This window comes from Vallitalea sediminicola (assembly GCF_054408565.1).
In genome coordinates this window covers 107439-131247 of sequence record NZ_BTPT01000037.1, presented here as the reverse complement: position 1 = coordinate 131247, position 23809 = coordinate 107439, and the positions used below count along the sequence as shown (strand labels likewise).

10 protein-coding genes are annotated in these 23809 nt (G+C 30.4%); all 10 read right to left on the bottom strand.

Annotated elements, in window-relative coordinates:
* Positions 1-3: 3 nt before the first annotated feature.
* The 10 genes from ACX6CF_RS16310 to ACX6CF_RS16265 all read right to left on the bottom strand — a co-directional run bounded on the left by ACX6CF_RS16310 (position 4) and on the right by ACX6CF_RS16265 (position 23712).
* Positions 4-1158 (bottom strand): saccharopine dehydrogenase family protein, encoded by a 1155-nt coding sequence (locus ACX6CF_RS16310; RefSeq protein WP_458786414.1) that lies wholly within the window; start codon positions 1156-1158, stop codon positions 4-6.
* Complete coding sequence (locus ACX6CF_RS16305; protein ID WP_458786413.1) at positions 1139-8965, bottom strand: amino acid adenylation domain-containing protein; 7827 nt, start codon at positions 8963-8965, stop codon at positions 1139-1141. Before ACX6CF_RS16305 ends, ACX6CF_RS16310 begins: the two co-directional genes overlap by 20 nt.
* A 17-nt stretch (positions 8966-8982) precedes the next feature.
* Positions 8983-10569 (bottom strand): (2,3-dihydroxybenzoyl)adenylate synthase, encoded by a 1587-nt coding sequence (locus tag ACX6CF_RS16300; protein WP_458786412.1) that lies wholly within the window; start codon positions 10567-10569, stop codon positions 8983-8985.
* Between the two features lie 57 nt (positions 10570-10626).
* Positions 10627-14940: an amino acid adenylation domain-containing protein gene (locus ACX6CF_RS16295; RefSeq protein ID WP_458786411.1), complete on the bottom strand. Its 4314-nt coding sequence runs from the start codon at positions 14938-14940 to the stop codon at positions 10627-10629.
* 106 nt (positions 14941-15046) lie between these two features.
* The gene (locus ACX6CF_RS16290) at positions 15047-17230 is read right to left on the bottom strand and encodes a bifunctional Gfo/Idh/MocA family oxidoreductase/class I SAM-dependent methyltransferase (protein ID WP_458786410.1); all 2184 of its coding nucleotides are present in this window, start codon (positions 17228-17230) and stop codon (positions 15047-15049) included.
* 28 nt (positions 17231-17258) lie between these two features.
* Positions 17259-17858 (bottom strand): MptD family putative ECF transporter S component, encoded by a 600-nt coding sequence (locus ACX6CF_RS16285; RefSeq protein WP_458786409.1) that lies wholly within the window; start codon positions 17856-17858, stop codon positions 17259-17261.
* Positions 17855-19348 carry an ABC transporter ATP-binding protein gene (locus tag ACX6CF_RS16280; protein ID WP_458786408.1) on the bottom strand — a complete coding sequence of 498 codons (1494 nt, stop codon included), beginning with the start codon at positions 19346-19348 and terminating at the stop codon, positions 17855-17857. The genes ACX6CF_RS16285 and ACX6CF_RS16280 overlap by 4 nt, the downstream gene beginning before the upstream one ends.
* A gap of 31 nt (positions 19349-19379) precedes the next feature.
* A complete protein-coding gene (locus ACX6CF_RS16275) occupies positions 19380-20105 on the bottom strand; it encodes an energy-coupling factor transporter transmembrane component T (RefSeq protein ID WP_458786407.1) in 726 nt (241 codons plus the stop codon).
* Positions 20106-20168: 63 nt separating this feature from the next.
* Positions 20169-21917, bottom strand: coding sequence for an ABC transporter ATP-binding protein (locus tag ACX6CF_RS16270; RefSeq protein WP_458786406.1), 1749 nt, complete (start codon positions 21915-21917; stop codon positions 20169-20171).
* Positions 21910-23712, bottom strand: coding sequence for an ABC transporter ATP-binding protein (locus ACX6CF_RS16265; RefSeq protein WP_458786405.1), 1803 nt, complete (start codon positions 23710-23712; stop codon positions 21910-21912). Before ACX6CF_RS16265 ends, ACX6CF_RS16270 begins: the two co-directional genes overlap by 8 nt.
* Between the last annotated feature and the right edge of the window lie 97 nt (positions 23713-23809).

The window sequence follows — 23809 nt, the reverse complement described above, 5'->3', positions numbered from 1 at the left end:
ATATTATATAATTTCACCTTTTTCAAATTCATTAATTGTTTCAGAGGACACAATCCCTTTGTTATTCATTTTTTCTACGAAACTATCTACAGAGATAATATCTGTCACATAGTATGTACCATAATCATTTGGCATAGTATCCATCATTAGTTCTATGACATTAGCACCTACAATGCCTGATATATCATTTCCTGCTCCTTCATATAGGAGGTTCCCTACTATTTCTATTTCATTATTATCTTTTATACCTTCACAGGTTATATGAATCATAGTAAAATCATTATTATTAATATCTCCTATAAACTTCCCAGTCATTTTTTTTGCTAGTTCTTCTTTACCTAACCTTTTGCTGTCTCTCTTAATTAACATAGCATTTTCAATATCTTCTTTATTAAAGAAAGTATTATAGAAATATGCTTCATCTATATTATTGATCTGACACATCTTTTCAAATTCTACATTAACTATAGGGTAACAATATCTGTTCTTGGCTGGTTCGGGGAGATTGCACTTATGTATTTTATTGTTATATATATTAGTAATGCTTCCCCTATTTATATATTTCATCCCCTTACCAACATTATTCAGGATTCCGCATATGTAATCATATGCGGAACTGAAAGATAATTTCCCTTGAGTAGTAAAATAGAATTTTAGGCTATTTACAAGGTCAAAATATTTTTTGATGATATACATAGGGTATATCTCTGTTAATCCTGGGTAAACTCCACAAGCTATAATAAATAATAACTTTTTGGATTTTATTATGTTATCTTTACTTTTTAATAACTCATAGAGTTTCTCTCCACCTGAAACATCTACATAATGTACGCCTTGTTCAATACATGCCAATGCAACTTTATCTAATATAATTTCACTAGGACCTGAACAATTCAAAACTATATTACATCTACTGCAAAATCCTTCAAGCTGTACCTTATTATTAATATCAACTTGTACATATTCTTTTATGGAATCAGAAACGTCAAACAGCTTTTCTAATTTGTCCTTGTCTCTAGACCCTAGAAGTAATTTATAATCTGTATATTCCATAAGAGTCTTAACAGCTTTTTTTCCAACACTGCCTGTTGCACCTAAAATACCTATAGTATTTCTTCTCATATTCAAACTACTCTTGTTATATTTCTCCTTCTTCATACTCTTCATCATCCTTGTTTAATTCCTCATCAATAAAACTTGCTAATGATTTTATTGTAGGATTATCAAAAATATCTTTTAAAGCTATATTGATATTTTTCTCTTTAAAAACATTTATTACTTGAATAGCTAATAATGAATCTCCACCTAGTTCGAAGAAATTATCATCTATACCTAACTCTTCATATTTTAAAATATTACACCATATAAGAGCGATTTCTTTTTCTGTATCATTAGTAGGATATCTCTTATCACCCATAAAAGACATATTAGATTTTTCGTTCATCTCTTTAATCTTTGCTCTATCTATTTTCCCATTATTAGATAAGGGGAATCTATCTAGTACAATAAACTTCTTAGGCATCATATAATCTGCGAGCTTATGACTTAATAATTCTTTTATCCTTTCTTGGTTAAAAGAATAATAAGTGTCTTTGGCTTCTGCTATGAAGAAATTATCCATATTGTAAACTCTCTTATAACTACTATCTTTTAGTAATTCTATCCATCTGTTAGCTGATAAAAATGGTAGTTTATCCTCTTTACGCTCATCCATAAGGCCTTCATATCCATCTTCAAAGAAAGCCGTTGTATTAAGAATCAATTTATTATTTTCTGTTGGTTCAACAAATAATAGATATCCTCCCGGTTCTATCATATCATTAAGATATTTTACTGTTTTCACTATATTATCTGCTCTATGAAGGCAATTGTCTGCAATTATGATATGGTATCTTTCGTCTTCATAACCTTGCTCCATGGCTGATTTATTCATATCAAATAATCTGTATTCTATTGTATCTTCTAGACTTTCTTTTTTCTTATTCAAGAAAAAATTGGATTCATCTGAATAAGTATATTCTACATTGGTTCCTAAACCTTCTAGCAAATCTTTTGTGATATTAGAAGCTCTGCTCCCTATTTCTAACACCTTTACTTTCTTGTCATCCGAATGTATTTGTAATAATTTATCAAATACTTGTAACATCATCTTTTTATTATAATCTGTGGTCAGATTATATTTATTAAGATATTCTGGTGTTAGAAATACCTCTTTTTCCTCTAACAATAGCTCTAAAGGTTCTATCTCACCTCTTAATATCAAATTATAAGTCTTAATATCACGTCTAGTTTTATTGATTATGTCCAATGCTTTTGCATATACATCCTCGTGTGATTTTATATATTCAGCATTAGGCTTAATAGGAATTTTTACTAATATTAAACTATCGCAATAATATCTATTATTTTTTATATTGATAATGTTTTCATCTATTAACATGCCCAACCAACTGTTAATAAGTGTTCTGTATCTAGCTATATAACCTGCTCTTTCCATTATTTCATTAATTGTATATTCCTTGAATGCCTCATCAAATATTCCTACCTCAAAAAAAGCTCTGCATATACCATAAATGCTGGCATAATCAGTGAACCTACGAAATTCATCTAAAATTCTATAATAATCAGGTGTCTTAATGTTACTATCTATACTAGTTATATACTTACTTAATTCATTCCAATGATATAGAGTATCTACAGATTCTACTTTCACTTCATCATATATCTGCTTTTCATCTTCTATAATTAGATTAGCTACTAGATACCCTACACCTAAGTCTTTACCATCCATAAGAGTCACTACGCTATCTCCGATACCATCTATACCACTAATTGCTGATTCAACCTCTCCTAATTCAACACGATAACCATTTATCTTGACTTGCTGGTCTTCTCTTCCAAGAAACTCAATATTTCCATCAGGGAAGTATCTTGCCATATCACCTGTATAATATAATCGTTCACCTTTTTCTGAATGATATATGAACCTTTCTCTTGTTTTTCCTTCATCTTTCCAATATCCTCTTGCAAGACCTTCTCCAGCTATATATAATCTACCTTCTACCCAGTTAGGACAATCTTCCATGAGTTCATTCAAGATATGGTATCTCTGATTAGTAATGGGCTTTCCATAAGGTATGCTTTTCCATTTATCATTAATATCTTCCACTATAAATATATTTGACCAAATAGAGGCTTCTGTTGCTCCTCCTAGACCTGCTACAACAGCATTTTCAAATCCAGCTTTTATTTTATCAGGCAGATTAAGAGGTATCCAGTCTCCACTTAACAATACTAATCTAAGTGAAGAATTATTAATCATCTTATTACTATTGTCATATTCCATAAGCATCTGCATGAATGCAGGAACAGTATTCCATACAGTTATATTCTTTTGATCTAATAGGTCAATCCAATAATCAGGTTCTTTTGCTTTTGTACTTTCAGGTATAACAATGGCTCCTCCACAGGATAACATTCCAAATATATCATAAACAGATAAATCAAAATTAAGGTTTGATAATGCTATTATCCTATCATTATGATCTATATTAAAACGCTTATTTATATCTAATATAGTGTTAACCGCACTTATATGATCTATGACAACTCCCTTTGGTACTCCTGTTGAACCAGATGTATATATTACATAGGCTAAATCATCAGGTTTTGTCTCGTCTATATAATCATCTATGGTTTTATTAGATATCAAAACTTCGTCAACAGATAGCTTTATTGCTCCTTCTATATCAATCTCATTATATAGAATAGATTGGGTCAAAATTATATTTGTATCAGCTTCTTTTAATATTACTCTCATTCTGTCTACTGAATTACTGGAATCAATAGGTAAATAAGCAGCTTTTGCCATCATCACACCTAGAACCGCTGGAATCTGTTCCCAACCCTTGTTCATGACTACAGCAATCAGGCTCTTATCATCAATGTTATTTTCTTCGATATATTTTTTTATTTCATATGCATACAAAAATACTTCTTTATATGTTAGTGTTCTATCATCATTGATGACAGCTATATAATCAGGATTTTCCTTGACTTGTTTTAAAAATAAGCTTATTAATGTTTCAGAAACCATAGGAGCTTTTGTATTATTTGCTTCTATTCTTGACTGGTCTAAAATATTAATTAGATTGCATGTACTATCTGTCCAAGTATCCTTATCAACCGCCAAATCGGCTAACAATTTTTCATAGGCTGACATCATTTCATTAACCATTCCATTAGGAAAAATCCTATCAATTACATCCCAAAATAGATATAGATTACCTTCCTTTTCTGCTACTTGATGATCCAGCCATACTTGTGGTGTTTCTGACATATTGTACTTGATTTTGGGAAAATCGCCATTTCCCCTATCTCCTTCTAAGCCTATTCCTAGACCACTTGTAAATACTATTGGCATAATAGGTGATGAATTATCTTTTAAACTGAGTCTACTGTATTCTCTTTGTACTTCAACACCACAAAAATATGGATGGTCAAGATTTTGCCATAATTTCTTTTGTACATTTTTACATCTTTGTAAGAATGTTGTACCAGCTGCTCTATCTACTGACAACATAACAAGAGAAGTAAAATCCCCAATAATATCATTTATCCTATTATGAACAGGTAATCTATTAAACCTAGTTAAGTTAATGGTGAAACTTTGACTCTTACTGAACTTTCCTATCACTTCTGAAAATGCTGTTAATAAAATAGCTGAAGGTGTAATATTTTCTTTTTTCCCTATTGATTTTAGTTTATTCCACATATCACTACCAAGTACAGATTCATAATGACTGAATCTCTCTGATTCAAGAGAATCAGGATTGTTTTTAATGGGTAATTCTGGTGCAGGAGGCATACTCTTAATTTCATTCAACCAATACTTTTTATCATTTTCATATAGTGAGGTTTCTTTTATCTTCTGTAAAGCCAATACATAATCTCTAAAGGAAAGCTGTATTTCTGGAAGTCTATAATCTATATCTCCATATAAATTCTTCAATTGTTCCATGAATAATGAAATACTCCATCCATCAAATATAATATTGTCAAAGTTCATATGTAGTCTTATCTTATCATCGTAATAAGTTGCCTTAATATCAAACAAAGGCCATTTATCTATTGATAAAGTTGTATGTGAAATTTCTTCTCTTATTTCATCAAGTTTTTTTTCAACATCAATATTTGGAGCACCTCTTAAATCTGTAGTTTTAATATGATATTCTTGTACTTTTTCTAATATCATCTGTCTATGTTCTTCAGGTAGAATAACAGCCCTTAGCATATCATGATGCCCAATTAATATATTCAAGACATTTTCTAACTTATGTATATCAATTGTACTTCCTTCTAATTCATAATAATAATGAGTAGATACATTTCCTAGAGAGTACAAACCGCTGCGTCCTATTAGATAAGCCTGTTGTATTTCTGTTAATGGGAATGGTTCATATTTCATCTCATCATTTACTTCAATATATTTTGCTAGTTCTTTGTTTTCTTGGTAAGATTCTTCTTCATCATTTTTTTCTAAAGTTTTCTGTATATAGAGTATCTGTTTTTCAAAAATTGGCCTTGTAAATATTTCTTCTAGGGACAATCTTACATTTAATTTTTCAGAAACCAATACACTTAATCTAGTTGCGAGAAGTGAATCTCCCCCTAAAGCAAAATAGTTATCCTTAGTACTTATCCTATCTACTTGTAGTATTTCACTCCATATCTTGGCTAACGAAATTTCTAATGGTGTTTTGGGTAATATACACTTCTTAACATTATCTTCTTCTATATTCATCTTAGTCAAACTCTTAATATCAACTTTTCCATTAGATGTTATAGGCATTTGTTCGATTATGTTAAATGAAGTAGGTATCATATAATGTGGTAATTTATTTTCCAAGTAATCCAACAGTTTATTAGTATCTAATGTTAAATCCCCATTTTCTAATACTAAGAAAGATACTAGATATTTACCTTTCAAGTTATTTATAGGTATTACAACACTATCTTTTATATTATGAAATTTATTTATTGCTATTTCAATCTCTGTTAATTCAATACGATGGCCTCTTATTTTTACTTGAAAATCTTCTCTTCCAAGGAATTCTATATTACCATCTGATAGATAACGTCCTAAGTCGCCGGTCTTATACCAACGTTCATCATCATACATGACAAAGCTGCTCTTTGTTAATTGTTCTTCATTAACATATCCTCTTGCTACTCCATCTCCACCTATCCACAATTCTCCCGGTACATAGTCTGGACAATCTCTTCCTTGTTTGTCGACTACTCTGAATTTCTGATTGGTTAACGGCTTACCATAAGGTATAGACTTCCACTCATCAAGTATCGGTAATGTTAACTCGTAATGATTAGACCATATGGAAGCTTCTGTTGCACCACCTAGACCAACCATTGATGAATTAGCAGCAATCTCTTTCAACTTCTTGGGTAAATGAAGACCAATCCAATCTCCTGAAAGTAAAGCTAGTCTAAGTGTAGGCATATTGATGTGTTTACTCTCTGCCATCACTAGTAACATATCCAACAGTGCTGGAACAGAATTCCAAAGGGTTATATTATACTTGTTTATTAAGTTAACCCATTCCTCAGCATCTCTGTAGGATTCTTCTTTAATTAATACTACAATTCCACCAACACTTAGTAAGCCGAATATATCAAATACAGATAAATCAAATGCCGCTGAAGAAACACTTAATATTTTATCATTTTCTTCTATATCATACCTATTAATAATATCTGTTATAGTATTTAAAGCATTGAAATGAGTTATCTCAATACCTTTTGGTTCACCAGTTGAACCAGAAGTAAATATTATATAGGCTAGATTATCACTACCTATTTCATTAATCTGTGATAGTGATAGTCTATCTTCTTTTTTACCTTCTTCTATATTTAATATCTTGATAGAGGAGTCTAGATATAAGTTTTCTTCTAATTTATTATTAATCAGTAGATATTTTACATTTGCTTTTTTATACATTATATTTTGTCTAACTATAGGTTGATCGGCAGCAACTGGAACATAATGTCCGCCAATCGATACAATTGCCATTATAGCAATAATCTGGTCTACTCCTCGCTCCATAGTCATTCCTACTGCCATCTTTTCTTTAACGCCTTGCTTTCTAAGATAGTTAGCAACTTTTAGAGTATCATCAACTAATTCTCCATATGAATACTGTTTGCCTGTATTTGTATCTATTACTCCTATTCTATCTGGGCTCATTGAAGCATATTTGAAAAATGAAGTATGTAGATTACTTTCTAATTGTAAAGCATTTTTTTTATTTATTTCATCTCTTATCTTAATCTGTTTTTGTGGAATTAAGTGGGGTGTGCCATTCCATATATCATCATCAGTTCCTAATTGTTCTAGTAGTAAGGTAAACCTGTTAAACATATCATCCAGCATATCCTTAGGAAATAACTCTTCTACAGAATCCCATATAAGTAAAACTCCATCTTCATAATTAAAAATTTGTAAATCAATCCACACTTGGGGAGTTTGGGAAATCATATATTTTATATCGCCAAAAACTTCTTTAAACTCACTATTTATAAGTGACTCACCTAAATTACAGGAAAATACTACTGGGGCGAAATTTTTCTGCTCTTTATGTAATTTTGCTAAATCACGTTGAATTTCAACTCCTGAGTAAGCAGAATATTTCATGTTATTATGGAATTGTTCTTGTATCTTCTTAGCTGATGAAACAAAAGATTCTTCATTAGTAAAATCCATCTGCATGAGTAGTAGATTAGTGAAGTCTGCTACTACATTCTCTAGTTCTTTATCTAAACAATCTCTATTAAAAAGAGGAATGTTCATCAAAAACTTATTATTACTACTCCATCTTTCAATTATTTTTGCGTAAGTTGTCAAAAATATCATTGCAGGAGTTAATCCATATCCTGCTGCCTTTTGTTTTATACCTTCCCAACTAGATTTGTTAAGAAAATATTCATGTCTTTTGAATTTGACATCTTTAATTTCCTCTGGCTTTTTCGCTAAAGGTAAAGAAGGTGGTCCTTGTAATGTATCTAATATACTATCCCAATATTTTTTTGCTTCATTTTTCTTGACTAATTCATCTTGCTCAAGCTTTTTGAGATATCTACCAAAACTCCAGTTTTTTGGAGCTTTTGGCATTTGATTTCTATTGTAGATGGCTACTAGATCTCTTAATATTATCTGGAAGCTCTGAACATCTGCAACTAGTAAATCAATATCAAAATGAATTCTTGTGTTATTATAAGGCAATATACTAATTTCCATACCAGTCACTTTACCATTTTCAATATCCAAAAGTCTGTGTGCCATTCTTTTTCGTATCTTTTCAAGTTCAAGAGATATAATATCTTTTGTCATATCTTTTAGATCATGTATCACTATTATTCTTTTATCAGGATTTTTAATTATTTTTTGTTTACCCGTACTAGTATATTTGACTCTAAGCATAGGATGATGAGATATCAAAGTATTCCATGCCTCTTCCAATTTCTCTGGTATTACATTTTTCCCATCAATTTCAAGATATCCATGACAACCTACTCCGCCTAATATCTGATGTTTTTCCCTTCCTATCCAATAAGCATATTGTACATCTGTAAGAGAAAACTCTTCTTCGTCATCTATATAAACTATATTTTTATTGGTTTCTTCCTTTTCATTTACTTTATTCTTATTATCTATATTAATTTTATTTTTATTAATTAATTCATACCATTTTTCTGGGTATGGTTTTGATATAAGATCTACAAATGTTATTCTTACACCTTTTCTACGCCATATATTAGCCAATCTCATTATTTGCAGTGAACTTAGTCCAAGTTCCAGTAAATTTTGTGAAGCCGAAAAATCTATTGGTTCACCTAACATCTTATTAATATCTTCTTTTATATTTTCATAACTATATATAATATCATTCATAGCATACCTCCTTAATATTACTCCAGCATCTTCTTTAGTGTCACTTTATCCACTTTACCAACATTAGTTCGAGGTAAAAAATCAATTACTTCAATCTTATCTGGCATTCTATATGCAGCTATTCCTTCATTTCTTAAAAATTCATTTATCTCTGCAAAGTTTATATCATAATCATCAGTTATGATATAAGCACAAATAGCTTGTCCAAGGTTTTTATCGGGCATAGGAACTACTGCCGCATCTTTTATGTATTTGTATTTTCTTAGATAATCCTCTAGTTCAGCAGGAACTATTTTTTCTCCTGCTCTATTGATAATTTCTATGATACGTCCTCCTAGCTGTATGTTGCCTTCTTTAGTCATTCTTGCTCTATCACCTGTATGGAAAAAACCATCATCTGTAAATGCTTTTTCATTTAATTCTGGAGAATTATAGTATCCAGTAAATGTATATGGTCCTTTTTCTAGTAATTCTCCATATTCACCATCTTTTACTTCTACTCCATTTTCATCAACTATCTTGACCTCATCACCCTCTGAAATAGGGCTTCCTTGACAAGTAAATGCAATCTCTACAGGATCATCAAGAGAAGTGAAGCATGTTAAACCTTCACCTAATCCATATCCCTGCTGAATCTTGCATCCCATTGTTTCTGATAATCTTTCTGCGGTATCATATTCTATTTTGGTTGCACCAACTATTACCAATTTTATACTTGAAAAATCAGCGTTTTCTCCCCAATTAACAGCATCAAGCCATACTTCTCCTATGGCTGGTACTAATGCCATTACTGTTACCTGCTCCCTTTCTATCATAGGAAATACTTCATCTGGGCTTGATGTTTTACAAAGTACTACTTTTCCTCCTGATAATAGAGTACCTAAGACCCCTGGACTGCAAAATGGAAAATCATGTGCTATTGGTAAAAAAGCAAGATAAACACTTGTCTCATCTAATCCACATCTAACAGCACTAGCTTTAGCATTACACATATATGCCGAATGTATCTTAGGTATTAATTTAGGCTTTCCAGTTGTTGTTCCTCCTGATAATAAGAATAGTGCAGTTTCTTTATAAGAAGGTTTATCTTCAATATCAAAAGATTCTATGAACAAATCATTAAGATTAATGTAATCTCCTGCTTGTCCATCAATTATCATTAATTTTACACAAGGATATTTTTTTTTCATTTTCTCTGCCATATTTGTATAATCAAATCCTAAAAAATTAGTAGGTATAATATAAGCTACTGGTTCTGCAATATTAAAAACTCCATCCAATTCAGCTTCCCTATGGGCTGGTAATGAAAAAATTGGTCTTGCCCCTATACGAAATAGTGCAAAGCATGTAATAACAAAAGCAACTGAATTAGGTAGTTGGACTACAACATTATCCCTTTTTTCTATTCCAATTTCATGAAATCCTGCTGCTAATTCATAGACTTTTAGATTCAGTTCCTTATAAGTTATTCTTTTCTCTTCTTCAACCAATGCTATCTTATCACCATATTTTTCTGCCCAATTTTCAAGATGTTCTCCCATTGTAAAAGGTTCATAATACCCTTTTTTTTCATATGTATCATAAATATTATTAAAATTCATCATAATACCCCTTCCAATCTTTCTGTAATTTTAAAATGTATTTAAATTAAGTTAATTCATTTATCTTGTTGTTAAAGGTTTTGTAAGTAATTCAGCTAATTGAGATGCGTTTTTCTCATCTTCTATACAAGTAATATGATTTCCATTTATTTCAGTTACCTCAAATTCCCCTAAACAGAATTGTTTCCAAAAATTTATTGACCTCTCACTAGAATCAACTTGATACTTAAATTCTTCACGTGCTAATAAGAATCTTACATCTCCCATATAGATTGAAGGTTCAAATTGTGCTGCTTTGAAGCTATGAGAAAAAATGTTGAATATACCCATTACCATATTGACAGGTGTATTCTCTCCTCTTAACTTATACATTGTATCTACATAATCACTAAACCTTTCTTCTCTTGTCAATGTGCTTAGTCTTTTATATAAATTACTGACTTTCATACTTATCTCATCATCATTCAAATTACATAAAGCATTTTCAGGAATTTTATCTCTATACTTTTTAAATATTTTTTTAAATGCATATTCTAATTCATTCATAGTAATTTCATTATAGACTTGTGATAAACTAACATTAAAATTAGTTATGAAAAGTGATTCTAAAAGCAGCTCATCTTGTATTGCAACGTTTACTGAATAGCTTTCAATCAAAACCAAATCAAGTATATTTACATTGTTTTCTATTAAGCGTTTTGCCACTTCTACTGCTATTAAACCACCTAGACTATATCCAATAATCTGAACATCATTATTATTGTATTCCATAATTCTTTCTACGTAATCATCGGCAATATGCTCTATCAATTCCTCTGGTTCTATGGAAGAATATTTATCTGCATCTTTAACTGCTATTCCTATAACTGTACCTATACCTTGTTTTACAAGATGCTTTGTAAGATAATGGAAACTATTCATAGTTCCTAATCCTCCGTGTAAAATAATTCTAAGAGGTCCTTTTGCTTCTTTGCTGTAATTAATGATTGAAGCATTACTAGAATCATAGGATGAATGGGCTATTTGCTCTTCTACATTTCCCTGTTGCCTAATATATTTTGCAAGTGAATCAATAGTTGGATAATTCAATAATTGACGCAGTATAGCATCATAAGGTATATCTTTCTTAATGACTAATAGTTCTTCGTGTAGAATACCAGCAGCTTGTGCCATTATGAGAGAATCTGCTCCATAATCATAAAAATCATCTTCCTTACCTATTTCTATTACTTCTAAGGCATTTTCCATAATTGCTTTTAGTTTTAATTCTAATTCGTCAAATACTTCATTATTGTTTTCATTATTACCATTACTTTCATTATGTTTTTTGATACTAAGTAATTTCTTACGGTCAACTTTTCCATTTTGTGTTAAAGGAAAAATAGATAATATTGAAATAGAAGTTGGTATCATATACTCTGGTATATATAAAGCTAAGTACTCTTTTAATTCATCTTCTGTAACTTTAGGCGATTTTTGATTATCGTCTAACATAACAAATCCATATAGTTGGTTTTTGTTCTCTGTACCAACTATTACAACCGCTGATTTAACCTTCTCATCTCTATTTAAAGCCGATTCAATTTCTCCTAATTCAATTCTATGTCCTCTAATCTTGACTTGAGCATCTTTTCGTCCTAAGAATTCAATTTCTCCGCCAGGAAGGTATCTTCCATAATCGCCTGTACGATATATTTTATCTTCCTCATGGGTTATGAAACTTTGGGCTGTTACCTCTTTCTGCCCTAGGTATCCTTTTGATAAACCTTTTCCCATGATTCCTAGTTCTCCTTCAACTAATACTGGACAATCCCTTAGCTTAGAGTCAAAAACTTTAAATTTCTGGTTAGCTAGTGGTCTGCCATATGGTATACTTTTGCAAAATTTATCACTATCATCATATATGTGATAATTTGACCATATGGAAGCTTCTGTAGCACCACCCATACATATGATATCTGCATTAGGCATTTTATTTTTAATTCTATCTGGTAAATTTACTCCAATCCAATCCCCAGATAGAAATATTTTTTCCAAAGAGTTGATACTATTATTAGATACTTCCAAGTAATTAACCAGCATCTCCATAATCGCAGGAACAGTATTCCACATAGTTATATTGTTTTCTGATATTAATGACTGCCAATAAGAAGGGTCATTTAATTTACTATCGCTAGGATATATTATCTTTCCTCCCACACATAATAACCCGAAAATATCATAAACAGATAAATCAAAGCTAAGTTTTGATATTCCTAGAATAGAATCATCACAAGTAACCTTAAATCTATCATTAATATCATTTATAGTATTCAGGGCAGCTCTATGACTGATAGTAACCCCTTTTGGTACACCTGTGGAGCCAGAAGTAAATATTATATATGCTGTGTTATCTGAATTACCTGCATATCTTTCAATTTCTTCATTCCTCGGTACTAATTTATCAACTTCAATAACTTTATAGGCATCATCCATTTTTATATTTAACGATGATGTCATAAGTACAATGTTAGAAGATGATTGTTCTATTATTGATTCAATCCTTGATACAGGCTGTTTATTGGATATTGGTACATAGATACCTCCAATTTTTAATATCCCTAAGACACTTGCTACTTGATAAATGGATTTTTCCATCGCTATAGCTATTTTGTTCTGAGGTTTACAACCTGCATCTAACAGATAAACTGATATAGTATCACTTAATCTTACTAACTCTCTATAGGTTATTGAATTATTTCCATCTATGACAGCTATTTTATCTGGTGTTAATTCTGCTTGTTCAAATATTTGCTGGTGTAATAATTTATCTGGTAGTATCTTTGATGTATCATTAACAATTTTTCTTTCGTTTCGCTGCCATAATGGAAGTTTCACAATATCTTTTTCATTCCAAGTTTCTTTCATTTCTATTAATCTATTCAATAATTCTTCAAAAGAATTAAACATATCCTTAATAATGTTTTGCGGGAATATCTTATCTCTCACATCCCAATTTATCATAAGTCCATTCTCATCATCCATAGCTTGACAATCAATAAATACTTGTGGCGTTTGTGAAATACCATTTTCATTAACCTCTATTTTGGATGAAGCTACATTAGTGGATTCACTTCCTATGGCACTAGTAAAAATGATAGGCATAAGCTCTTTATTACTATGTCTTCTTGCTAATTCTCTAATTACTTCTACTCCTGAAAATAATTTGTGGTCTAAGTCATCGAATAAACTTTTTTGAATGTCTTTTGCATATTCTATGAATGTTTTGATGTCCTTAAAATTGACTTCCAATAAGTTGATAGTTGTAAAATCGCCAACAATATCATTAACTTGTGGGTGTATAGGCATTCTATTCAACAATGTAAGATTAAGGCAAAATCTACTTTCTGTACTCCATCTTTCTATTATAAGTGAAAAAGCGGTTAAAACAGTTGCCGTAGGCGTCAATCCATTTTTCTTTGCAAAATCTTTTAATATATTCCACTTATCTTGTTTTATATGTAAAGTATGTCTTTTGAATTTTACTTTTCCTATTTTTTCATTAACTACTATTGGTAATTTGGGTGCTGGAGGTAGAGTATCTACTCTTTGCATCCAATAGTTTTTATCTTCAATATATTGTTTTGATTTTTTTAGCTTATCGGAAGCTAATATATAATCTCTAAATGTTAGCTCTAACTCTGGAAGTTCTTTATCTATATTCCTATTCAAGATATCAAATTCATTTAACAACAATCTAATGCTTGTCCAATCTGCTATTATGAACTCGATAGAGAAATGCATTATGTAGTTATTGTTAGTCTTAGTAAGTTGTATATCAAATAATGGCCATTTCTCAATATCGTAAACCCTATTACCCATACTTTGTCGTATTTCATTCATTTTTTCTGTTAGCACACTTTCACCTTGTCCACTATAATCGTTATAGATTATTTTAAAATAATCTGCTTCTTTCTGAATGTATTGATTACCACTTTTGTCAAATTTCACACGTAACATATCATGCCGATTAATTAATCTATTCCATATTTCTTCTGTCTTTTTCGGTTCTAATTGATCATATTCCAATTCTAGATATATATGGCATGCCACTCCACCATATTCAAAAGTGTCACTACGTCCTAATAAATATGCAGATTGTATATCTGTACAAGGAAAGGGTTCATACCTTGACTTTACATTGGGAACTATTTTTATGGTCTCATTTTCTGTTAGTATATCTATTATTTTTATCTTATTATCTTTTAACATATTTAATTCATCTTTGCTGATACTGCCCTTTGGAGCTTTGAAGTGTAATTTATCATCTTCCATCCAAAGAGAAATACCTTTTACATATAAATCTTCTAAAAACTTTTCTATACTTATTTCCATATATATTCCTCCTGTTAATCTAACGAAACTATTTTTGTACCACTTCCATAGAAAAGCCCAAATACTGATGCAACATAATATGCTATATTAGGCATTGAAAAAAGTTCTATAACAGGTCCATTATCTCCTTTTTAACAATAAATAGATTTTGCCCAAAATGTTTTAGAATATTATCAACTTCTGGCAAAACATCTTGAATAAGAAACCTATTTTCCTCTAGGATATTTTCCCACTGCTTAACCGTTAAGAATGTTGTTTTAGTATTATTTCTATCATCATTTGGTGATTCCATCATGAATACTTGTGATATGAGCATTTCAACAAATTCTTTGGTTGGTTCTATTATCAATAAGAAACCGCCTTTTATTAATGTTTTATAGAAGTTATTAAGGGTATAATTCATATTACGAACATTGTTGAGAACACCATTAGCTATTATAATATCTTTGCTTTCAATATTGATTCCCTGTTCTTCTAGATCCATGTCAATATCAATAACTTGATAATCTATATTACAATAGTCACTAAAGTATTTTTTTGCATTAGAAATAAAATAATTAGATATATCTGTGTATTGATAACAAAAATTATTATTATTCCTTTTACTGATTTCCTCTAACACTACTCTTGAAGTTGCTCCTGTTCCTGCCCCAACCTCCAAAATATTGTTAGTATCTTTCTTCTCATCCATAATTTCTGTTACTTTTTTTGCTATTTCCCCATTTAGATATTTAGCGATTATTGTTTCACTATATAATGCATTAGCATAATCCATGCGACCTTGAGGAAATAATAGAAAAGTTGGATTTACTTCGTCATTAAGAAATTCAGAAAGATTATTTGCATTGCTTTCAAAATAATCTACAACCAGTTTAGGACAAATTTTATCACTTGATACATAATTAACATTTTTCCAATAATTATCCATATCATTCTTGGTAATTCTATTACTCCTATAAATATATTTCCCGTTAACTACATCAACATATTTTTTATCACACAATACTCTTAACCATCTTTTTATTACTTTTTTATATTTAGATGACATCTTGATTAATGCTAATATATCTTCTTCTGTATAATGAACATTTGGCAGTAAAGCCTTGTATGATTGTAATGTATATAACATAGATATTATAGATGCTTCATCCAAGCTGTCTATGTAATTGATAATATTCTTTTCTGTAACTCTATTCCTAGATTCACTAATGGTATTTTCAAATATATATGGGTCAACCCATTCATCACTGCTTTGGTCGTTTAATTCTGGATACCCCAATTCTTTAGTTAACTGCTGCCATTGTTTTGCATATAGAATCATTTGCTGCATATTACACAAATCATATTTCTTTTCTGATTCTCCTAAAATCATTCTTCTTATATCCTGTATATCATCTGCTATGGCTTTTGGCCACATTTTGGATAATATTACATCATATGAAGGAACTTTTTCATCTCCAATAATTTGAGTACTTTCACTTAAAAGCTCCCTAGTATATTTTGTAAACCTATCCTTTGGTTCTATATTAAGAGTTGGCAATTTCAGAATAGGCTGCCATATAGTAGGTCCGTGAGTATCAGTAAGTGTTAATCTTCCACCTTGAACATCTATGGAAAATCTATGAAATTCTCTTATGTAGCTATCTGGTTCATTTATATTAAGTTCATTATTTGCTTTTAGCAGAAAAGGTATTTTACCTATGGTTCCAGATATTATCTGATATATGCCTAATCCTTTGGTACAATTCACAACTTTTATAGGACTTATACTTGGTAATAATTTAGATAGAATATGTACCATTGGAAAAAGAACTCTTGTGGAGCATTGTATCTCTATGTACTGTGGTGTCTGTATTTTAAAAAGCTCTATTGTACAATCCATGTATTTTTTCACAGAAGGAAGATTTGTATACAAATCTCCAACTTTGAAAAATACATTATGTTGTCTAGCAGTTTTCATACATTTTGCTATATTCTTATAGCAAACAGGGTGTTCAAGAATTACATTTCTATTTCTTTCTAGAAAATCTATTGCTAAATCAACACCTTGACCACCCATAATTTCAGATTTTACAGCAATACATGCTAAGTCAATATCACTAGGAACATCATCTATATCTGTATATAAATCAACTCCATAATACTTGGCACAATCTTTAGATTTTTCACTGCCATTAGATAAGATACCAATTATCTCTACTTCGTCTTGTATAAGTTGTAATGCTTCCAAATAAAATTGTCCGAATCCTACTCCACACACTATTGTTTTTATTACTTTTGTCTGGTGCATATTGACTCCTTCCTATTTTAGATAAATATTATGCAATACCTGCTTTTAGAAAATGCTTATGTAACATCTTTCTGCCCCATAGGCAACCTAATACAGATGTGATTATTGTTAAGATACTTAGTATTATCATTAATTCGGGAGTCATAATCTCTATACATTTTTGTGCAACTGGTAAAGATTGACTGCCTTTTTTTGCATATAACTCAATATATTCTTCCTGCATATAGATGAATGGATAATATTCACCAAGTGCTAATCCAAACATGTAAGATGCATATCCTAATGCAATAGATATGAATTTTTTTCTACCTAAGTAATAGATTATCTCTCCTATTATTCCGCCTGCTAATGTAGTTATAAGCATACTGCCACCAGGTGCCATATTAAAAAGCACAAGTCCTAGCAGTGCACTGCTTATTATAAATATACCTCTCATAGGCGCTTTAGTTATCATTAACATAAAAATCAAACCACCAATTGCTGATGAAATCAATGGCAGTACTATCAATATAGGTGGAAAAAATCCTATTGTACAAGCTATAGCTCCAAATACAACTATAAGTAGAGCATTAAATATCCCTATTGTTATTAGGTCTTTTACTTTACTGTTCTTTTGGGTATTACTCATGCTAAATTCTCCTTTTTATAATTATTTTTTTCTTTATTCATATTATAATAAATAATGGTTTTATCCTCATTAAGTTTTAATACCGTATTAAATGTTAGATTGGCAAATTCCTCGTCATGGGTAATTACAAAAATACATCTATTACTATTTGATATTTTCCTTATTGCACTACTCACTTGTTTCATGTTAGCTGCATCTAATCCACTTGTTGGTTCATCAAAAAATAGTAATCTTGAATCTTTCATACAAGCCATAGCTATAGCTAATCTTTGTTTTTGACCACCAGAAAGGGATGCTGGATGTCTTTCAATATATTTGCCTAAATTAAAATAACTAAGATATTTTTTTGCTTTGTCCCTTATCTCCTTAGAATCTGGTAATCCCATAATCATTTCCTCCAACACACTTGGAGCAAATAGTTGGTAATCTACGTCCTGCATAACATAAGTTGAATTTTTGATTCGTACTCGTTTTGATGCTTTTTTATCATCTATATATATTTCACCTTTATTGGGATTTTCCAGTCCCATCAACACTTTTAATAAAGTACTTTTACCAACTCCATTTTTTCCTAATATACCTATTACATCTCCACCATATGAGTCAAATGAAACATTGTCAAAGATATATTTCCCTCCTCTATATCTAAAAGATAAATTATTAACTTTCAATAAAGGATTTGCTTTTACTTGTTTGAAGTTTCTTTTGTATTTCAGTAACTCTATAGGACTGATATATAATTGTCTAAGATCTTTTTTATCAAGCCAAAGGGGTGATTTTTGCACAAAATCTTTCCCATTAATTATTTCCTTGATACTCCCATTTTCCATATATACAACTCTATCAGCTAGATCTTTCAGATAATTAAGTCTATGCTCTGATATTATTATTGTGTGTCCTTTTTCTTTTAATTTTTTTAGTATTTCCCCTAGTTGTTTGGTACCTTCAGAATCCAGATTGGAAGAAGGTTCATCCAATACATATATCAACGCTCCAAGAGTATATACTGAAGCAACAGCAATTTTTTGTTTTTCACCACTTGATAAGTTTAAAATATTTTTATTGATTAGATTATGAAGCTTAAGGTCTTCAACTGATTTCTTAATATTTTCTTGAATAACTTCAGAATCAATCCCATAATTCTCACTTGAAAATGGAATTTCAGTCTTAACATGCAAAGTAAAAAATTGTGAACGGGGATCTTGAAAAACAGACCCTACCTCACGTGATATTTCTCTTATTTCATCTTTGCTTAAATCATAGTTCTTCACCTTAGCTTTTCCCCTAAATTCTCCATTATAAAAATTAGGAATCAATCCATTAACACATCTTGTTAAAGTAGTTTTTCCACAACCACTTTTTCCTGTAAGTACAATAAATTCTCCTTTTCTTATAGAAAGATTAATATCTGATAATGCTTGTTCATCACTTCCTTCATATTTAAAATACAAATGTCTATAGTCAATAACTGTCTGGTTCTTTTCCAACATAATATACTCCTTAATAATTAATTATTATCAATCACAATAATATATAATTCTTGTCAATAAAAGCAATTATTACTGCTATACATATAAAAGCAATACAATAGCACCCGTCAATTACCTGAAATTTAACTTTTGTGGTACAAGTTCTATTATTGTTAAGGTCTAATCCTTTGCAAAGAGTAGCTGCTGACAATTCATCAGCAATTTTTGCACTTCTGATTAATAGAGGCATCATAAAATTTTCAATCATTTTCATTGGGTGCATTATAAATCCTATAAAAGAAGGATTTAACCCTCTTATTTTAAGACTAACCCTGACAAGACTTATTTCTTCTGTAATTGTCGGTATATATCTATACACAACAGCTAGCGGAATAATAAATGTCTTTGGTATTTTCAAATGTTCTAGAGCAGTTATCATCTCATTCATATAGTTCTTATTGAACATGATGAAGCACACTATATATATAGGTATTACATGTAACAACAAAATAATTATCATTGATATAACCATACTTATATAATAGGTTGATATAAGAGTTAAAGCTCTTCTTAATATAATTAATATATTATAAGCCACAAAAAAATGGATGGCTTTTTTCTTCATCTTCTGACTAAACATCAATATATCTACAATCAGGAATAATACATATACCATAGCCAGTTGAAAAAGCATACAACTTAATACAGATACCACTATAACCAAAAATATTAATACACGAGGATCGGTTTTTGATGTTTTAAAGTCTATTCTATTCATTGTATCTATCCTTCATCTATTTTAATTTAATTATTATTAGAATCACTATACTTATTATCTGAGTTATACAATACTCCATCCTTCAGCTTTTTCACGTATGGATAAGAAATTCTTATAGATTCCATCCTCATTCAATAGTTGCTCATGACTTCCTTTTTGTACTATTTCTCCATTATCTACAACTAATATTTGATCTGCATTCTGGATAGTAGCTAGTCTGTGAGCTATTGTAATCATAGTTTTACCTTCTACAAGTGAACTTATCGCCCTTTGAATTTCATATTCGTTTTCTGGGTCAATACTTGCAGTTGCTTCATCTAATATTACTATAGGAGCATCTTTCAATATTGCTCTGGCAATAGAAATCCTTTGTTTTTCTCCACCTGATAATGTTGAACCGGCATCTCCTATAATTGTGTCATATTTATTTGGTAGACTCATGATAAAATCATGGCATCTAGCTTTTTTAGTTGCTTTTATAATATCCTTTTTGCTTGCACCCGGATTACCGAACTTAATATTGTTATATATTGTATCGTGGAATAAATATACATTTTGAAATACCATACTGATGTTTTTTAATAGACTTTCACACTTCATATCCTTGATATTTTGTCCACCTATGGTTATTTTCCCTTTGTTAACATCATAGAATCTAGCTATCAAATTGCATATTGTTGTTTTACCACTACCAGAAGCTCCTATAATTGCTGTGGTAGATTTTTGAGGGATATCAAATGATACATTCTTCAATATCTCATTCTTATCATATGCAAAAGTTACATTATTGAATTCTATATCATATGAAGATAATTCTTTATTCACACCATTTTCATCAATATATTTCGCACGATTGATTTTATCTAATTTATCCATTGTCTCATCAATAATTTCCAATACGTGAGCGGCATCATTGATCCCTTCAACATTACCAAAAATTACAAAGGAGAACATGACCATCATAAGCATTGTTGGTATATCCATTGTTCCTTTGTTAGCCATTAATGCTGCTACACAAACTATAGCTATAGATGCTATTTTAAGAGATAATACATGAAAACTATTATAAACAGTGAATTCTTTTTCTATCTTAATATTGATATCTTTACTCTTTTTATAAGCATCTTCTATTCCTTTTCGTGATACACCTTCTTGTTTGAAAGCTTTTACGATTGGTATACCTCTTATATATTCAATAGTAGCCGCAATCATGGATTCTTGAGAAAATTGGTGTTCTGGTGCATTTTTATCACTTTTGTTGCCTAACAATTTCAAGAAAAATGCTGATAATAAAACTCCAGCAAGACATATTAAACCAATCTCTATATTGTAAAATAATAGACACAATATCATTGTGAAAACACAAATATATCCATTTACTACAGTATCTATCATTTTAATTCCATACATCTCTACAAATGAAAGATCAGTTGTTACTGATGCTGCTATTTCTCCAGCATTATGGGTGTCAAAAAATCCTAAAGACACTCTTTTCAATATATTACCTATCTCAACTCTTTGATCTGCAGTAACTTCATAACCAACACTTTCTTGGGATTTTGCTTTTAGATAAGAGAATAGAAATCTTCCTAATAAAGCAACAATCATGAAACCTAATAAATACAAAACATAATCAGTAGTTAATTTTTTTGTTCCATTCATATCTTCAATAACAAGATTTAATCCAATGGCAGTTCCCATAATAGGCATTGCGATGAATAATGAATTAAAGAAAGAATATACAAATCCTTTATATATACGTTTTTTTCTATTTCCTGTCCATCTAATTATTCTTTTTATTGATCTAAACACTTAATTGCACCTCACTATCATTTGATTTACTACTACTTGCAGCCCAATGTTTACTTCCGATATGGGCATCCCACATATTTTTATACAGACTTGACTTACCAAGTAATTCTTCATGGGTACCAATATCTTTGATTTTACCCTTATCCAGAATTACAATATTATCTGCATGCTTAATGGTTGATAGTCTATGAGCAATCACCAAAAGTGTTTTACCTTTTGTAAGTTCGGCTATTGATTTTTGTATTTTATCTTCATTTTCTGGATCAGTAAAAGCTGTAGCTTCATCAAGAATAATAATAGGGGCATTTTTAAGTATTGCTCTAGCTATAGCTATTCTCTGTTTTTCACCACCTGAAAGTTTACCTCCAGCTTCTCCAGCTGTAGTATCATACTTATTATCAAGTCTTTCAATGAATTCATGACAACAAGCTGCTTTTGATGCTCTGATTACTTCTTCATCAGATACGTTAATGTTTCCTAATCTAATGTTTTCCATTAACGAACAGTTAAACAAGAAATTATCTTGTGTCACATAGCTTATTGAATCCATCAACTGTTCTATTGGGATATCCTTAATATTAATTCCACCTATTTTAATTTCTCCTTGAGTTACATCCCAAAATCTTACGAGCATTCTTGCTATTGTTGATTTTCCACTGCCTGAAGCTCCAACAAAAGCTGTAAATTGACCCTCTTGTAGATTCAGATTAATGTCTAACAATGCACTTTTATTCTCAGTAATAGCTTTGTCATCTTCATTATAAGAAAAAGATACATTATTGAATTCAATGTTATAGGTATCTAATTTCTTTTCTTTTGAAGCATTTGGTAACTCATCAACACCAACATATTCATATGTGTCTCTCAAAGCAAATTGTATAGCTTTTAAATCATTTACAAGTATAGTAAAGTTAGTAAGGGCACCAACTATTCCAAGTGACAGTAATAAGCACATTGTCAATTCAGCTGGACCTAGTGAACCTTTTATATATAAATATAAACCAATAGGTAGAGTTCCAAGTAGTGATGTTGGTAATGCAGAACTGGCGAAATTAATTAATTTCCAAGTACTTCGAAACCAATCTAACGTATAATTTTTAAATTCTTTTACAGCTGATTCAAATTTTTCGTATGATTTCGCTGATTGATTGAATGCTTTTATTACTTGGATTCCTTCTATATACTCTACAATTACACCATTAACATAATTACTTGATTCCATGTAATCATCATATTTTTCATTATATGTTCTCATAACTATTCCATAGGTAATACCTCCAATGAAAACAGAAATCAATGATGCCAATGCCATTCTCCAATCAATGATTATGAGGTATACTAGTACACATATGGATAATACAAGATTAGAAAGACTCTCTGGAATCATATGCGCCAAAGGAAGTTCTATAGTCTCAACTCTATCAACAATAGTATTTTTTATTTTTCCTGCTGATTCATTGAGTACTACTCCTAATGGTACTTTCATTAATTTATCACATATAGAAAGTCTAATGCTCTCTAATATTCTATATGCGGATATGTGTGATAATACAGTAGAAAATCCATGAAACACTACTTTTACCACATATCCTGCTAATCCAATTCCCGACCAAAATATTATGTTATCCACTGTTTGAGCTCCATCAAAGAATAATACAAAAATACGATAAACTGCCATATAAGGAACTATTCCTCCAAATACACTTATAATGGCAAAAAATACCGAAACTACTAATTTTACTTTGCACTCTTTTGCATAAAATGAAACGATACTTAACCAATTTTTTTTCCTCATTCATATCCCTCTATCTTTTATTTGTTTAGATACCTATTGCCTAACCCACAGATTGTAAACACAGATGTAATATTTTTGATAATATATCTAATTGAAT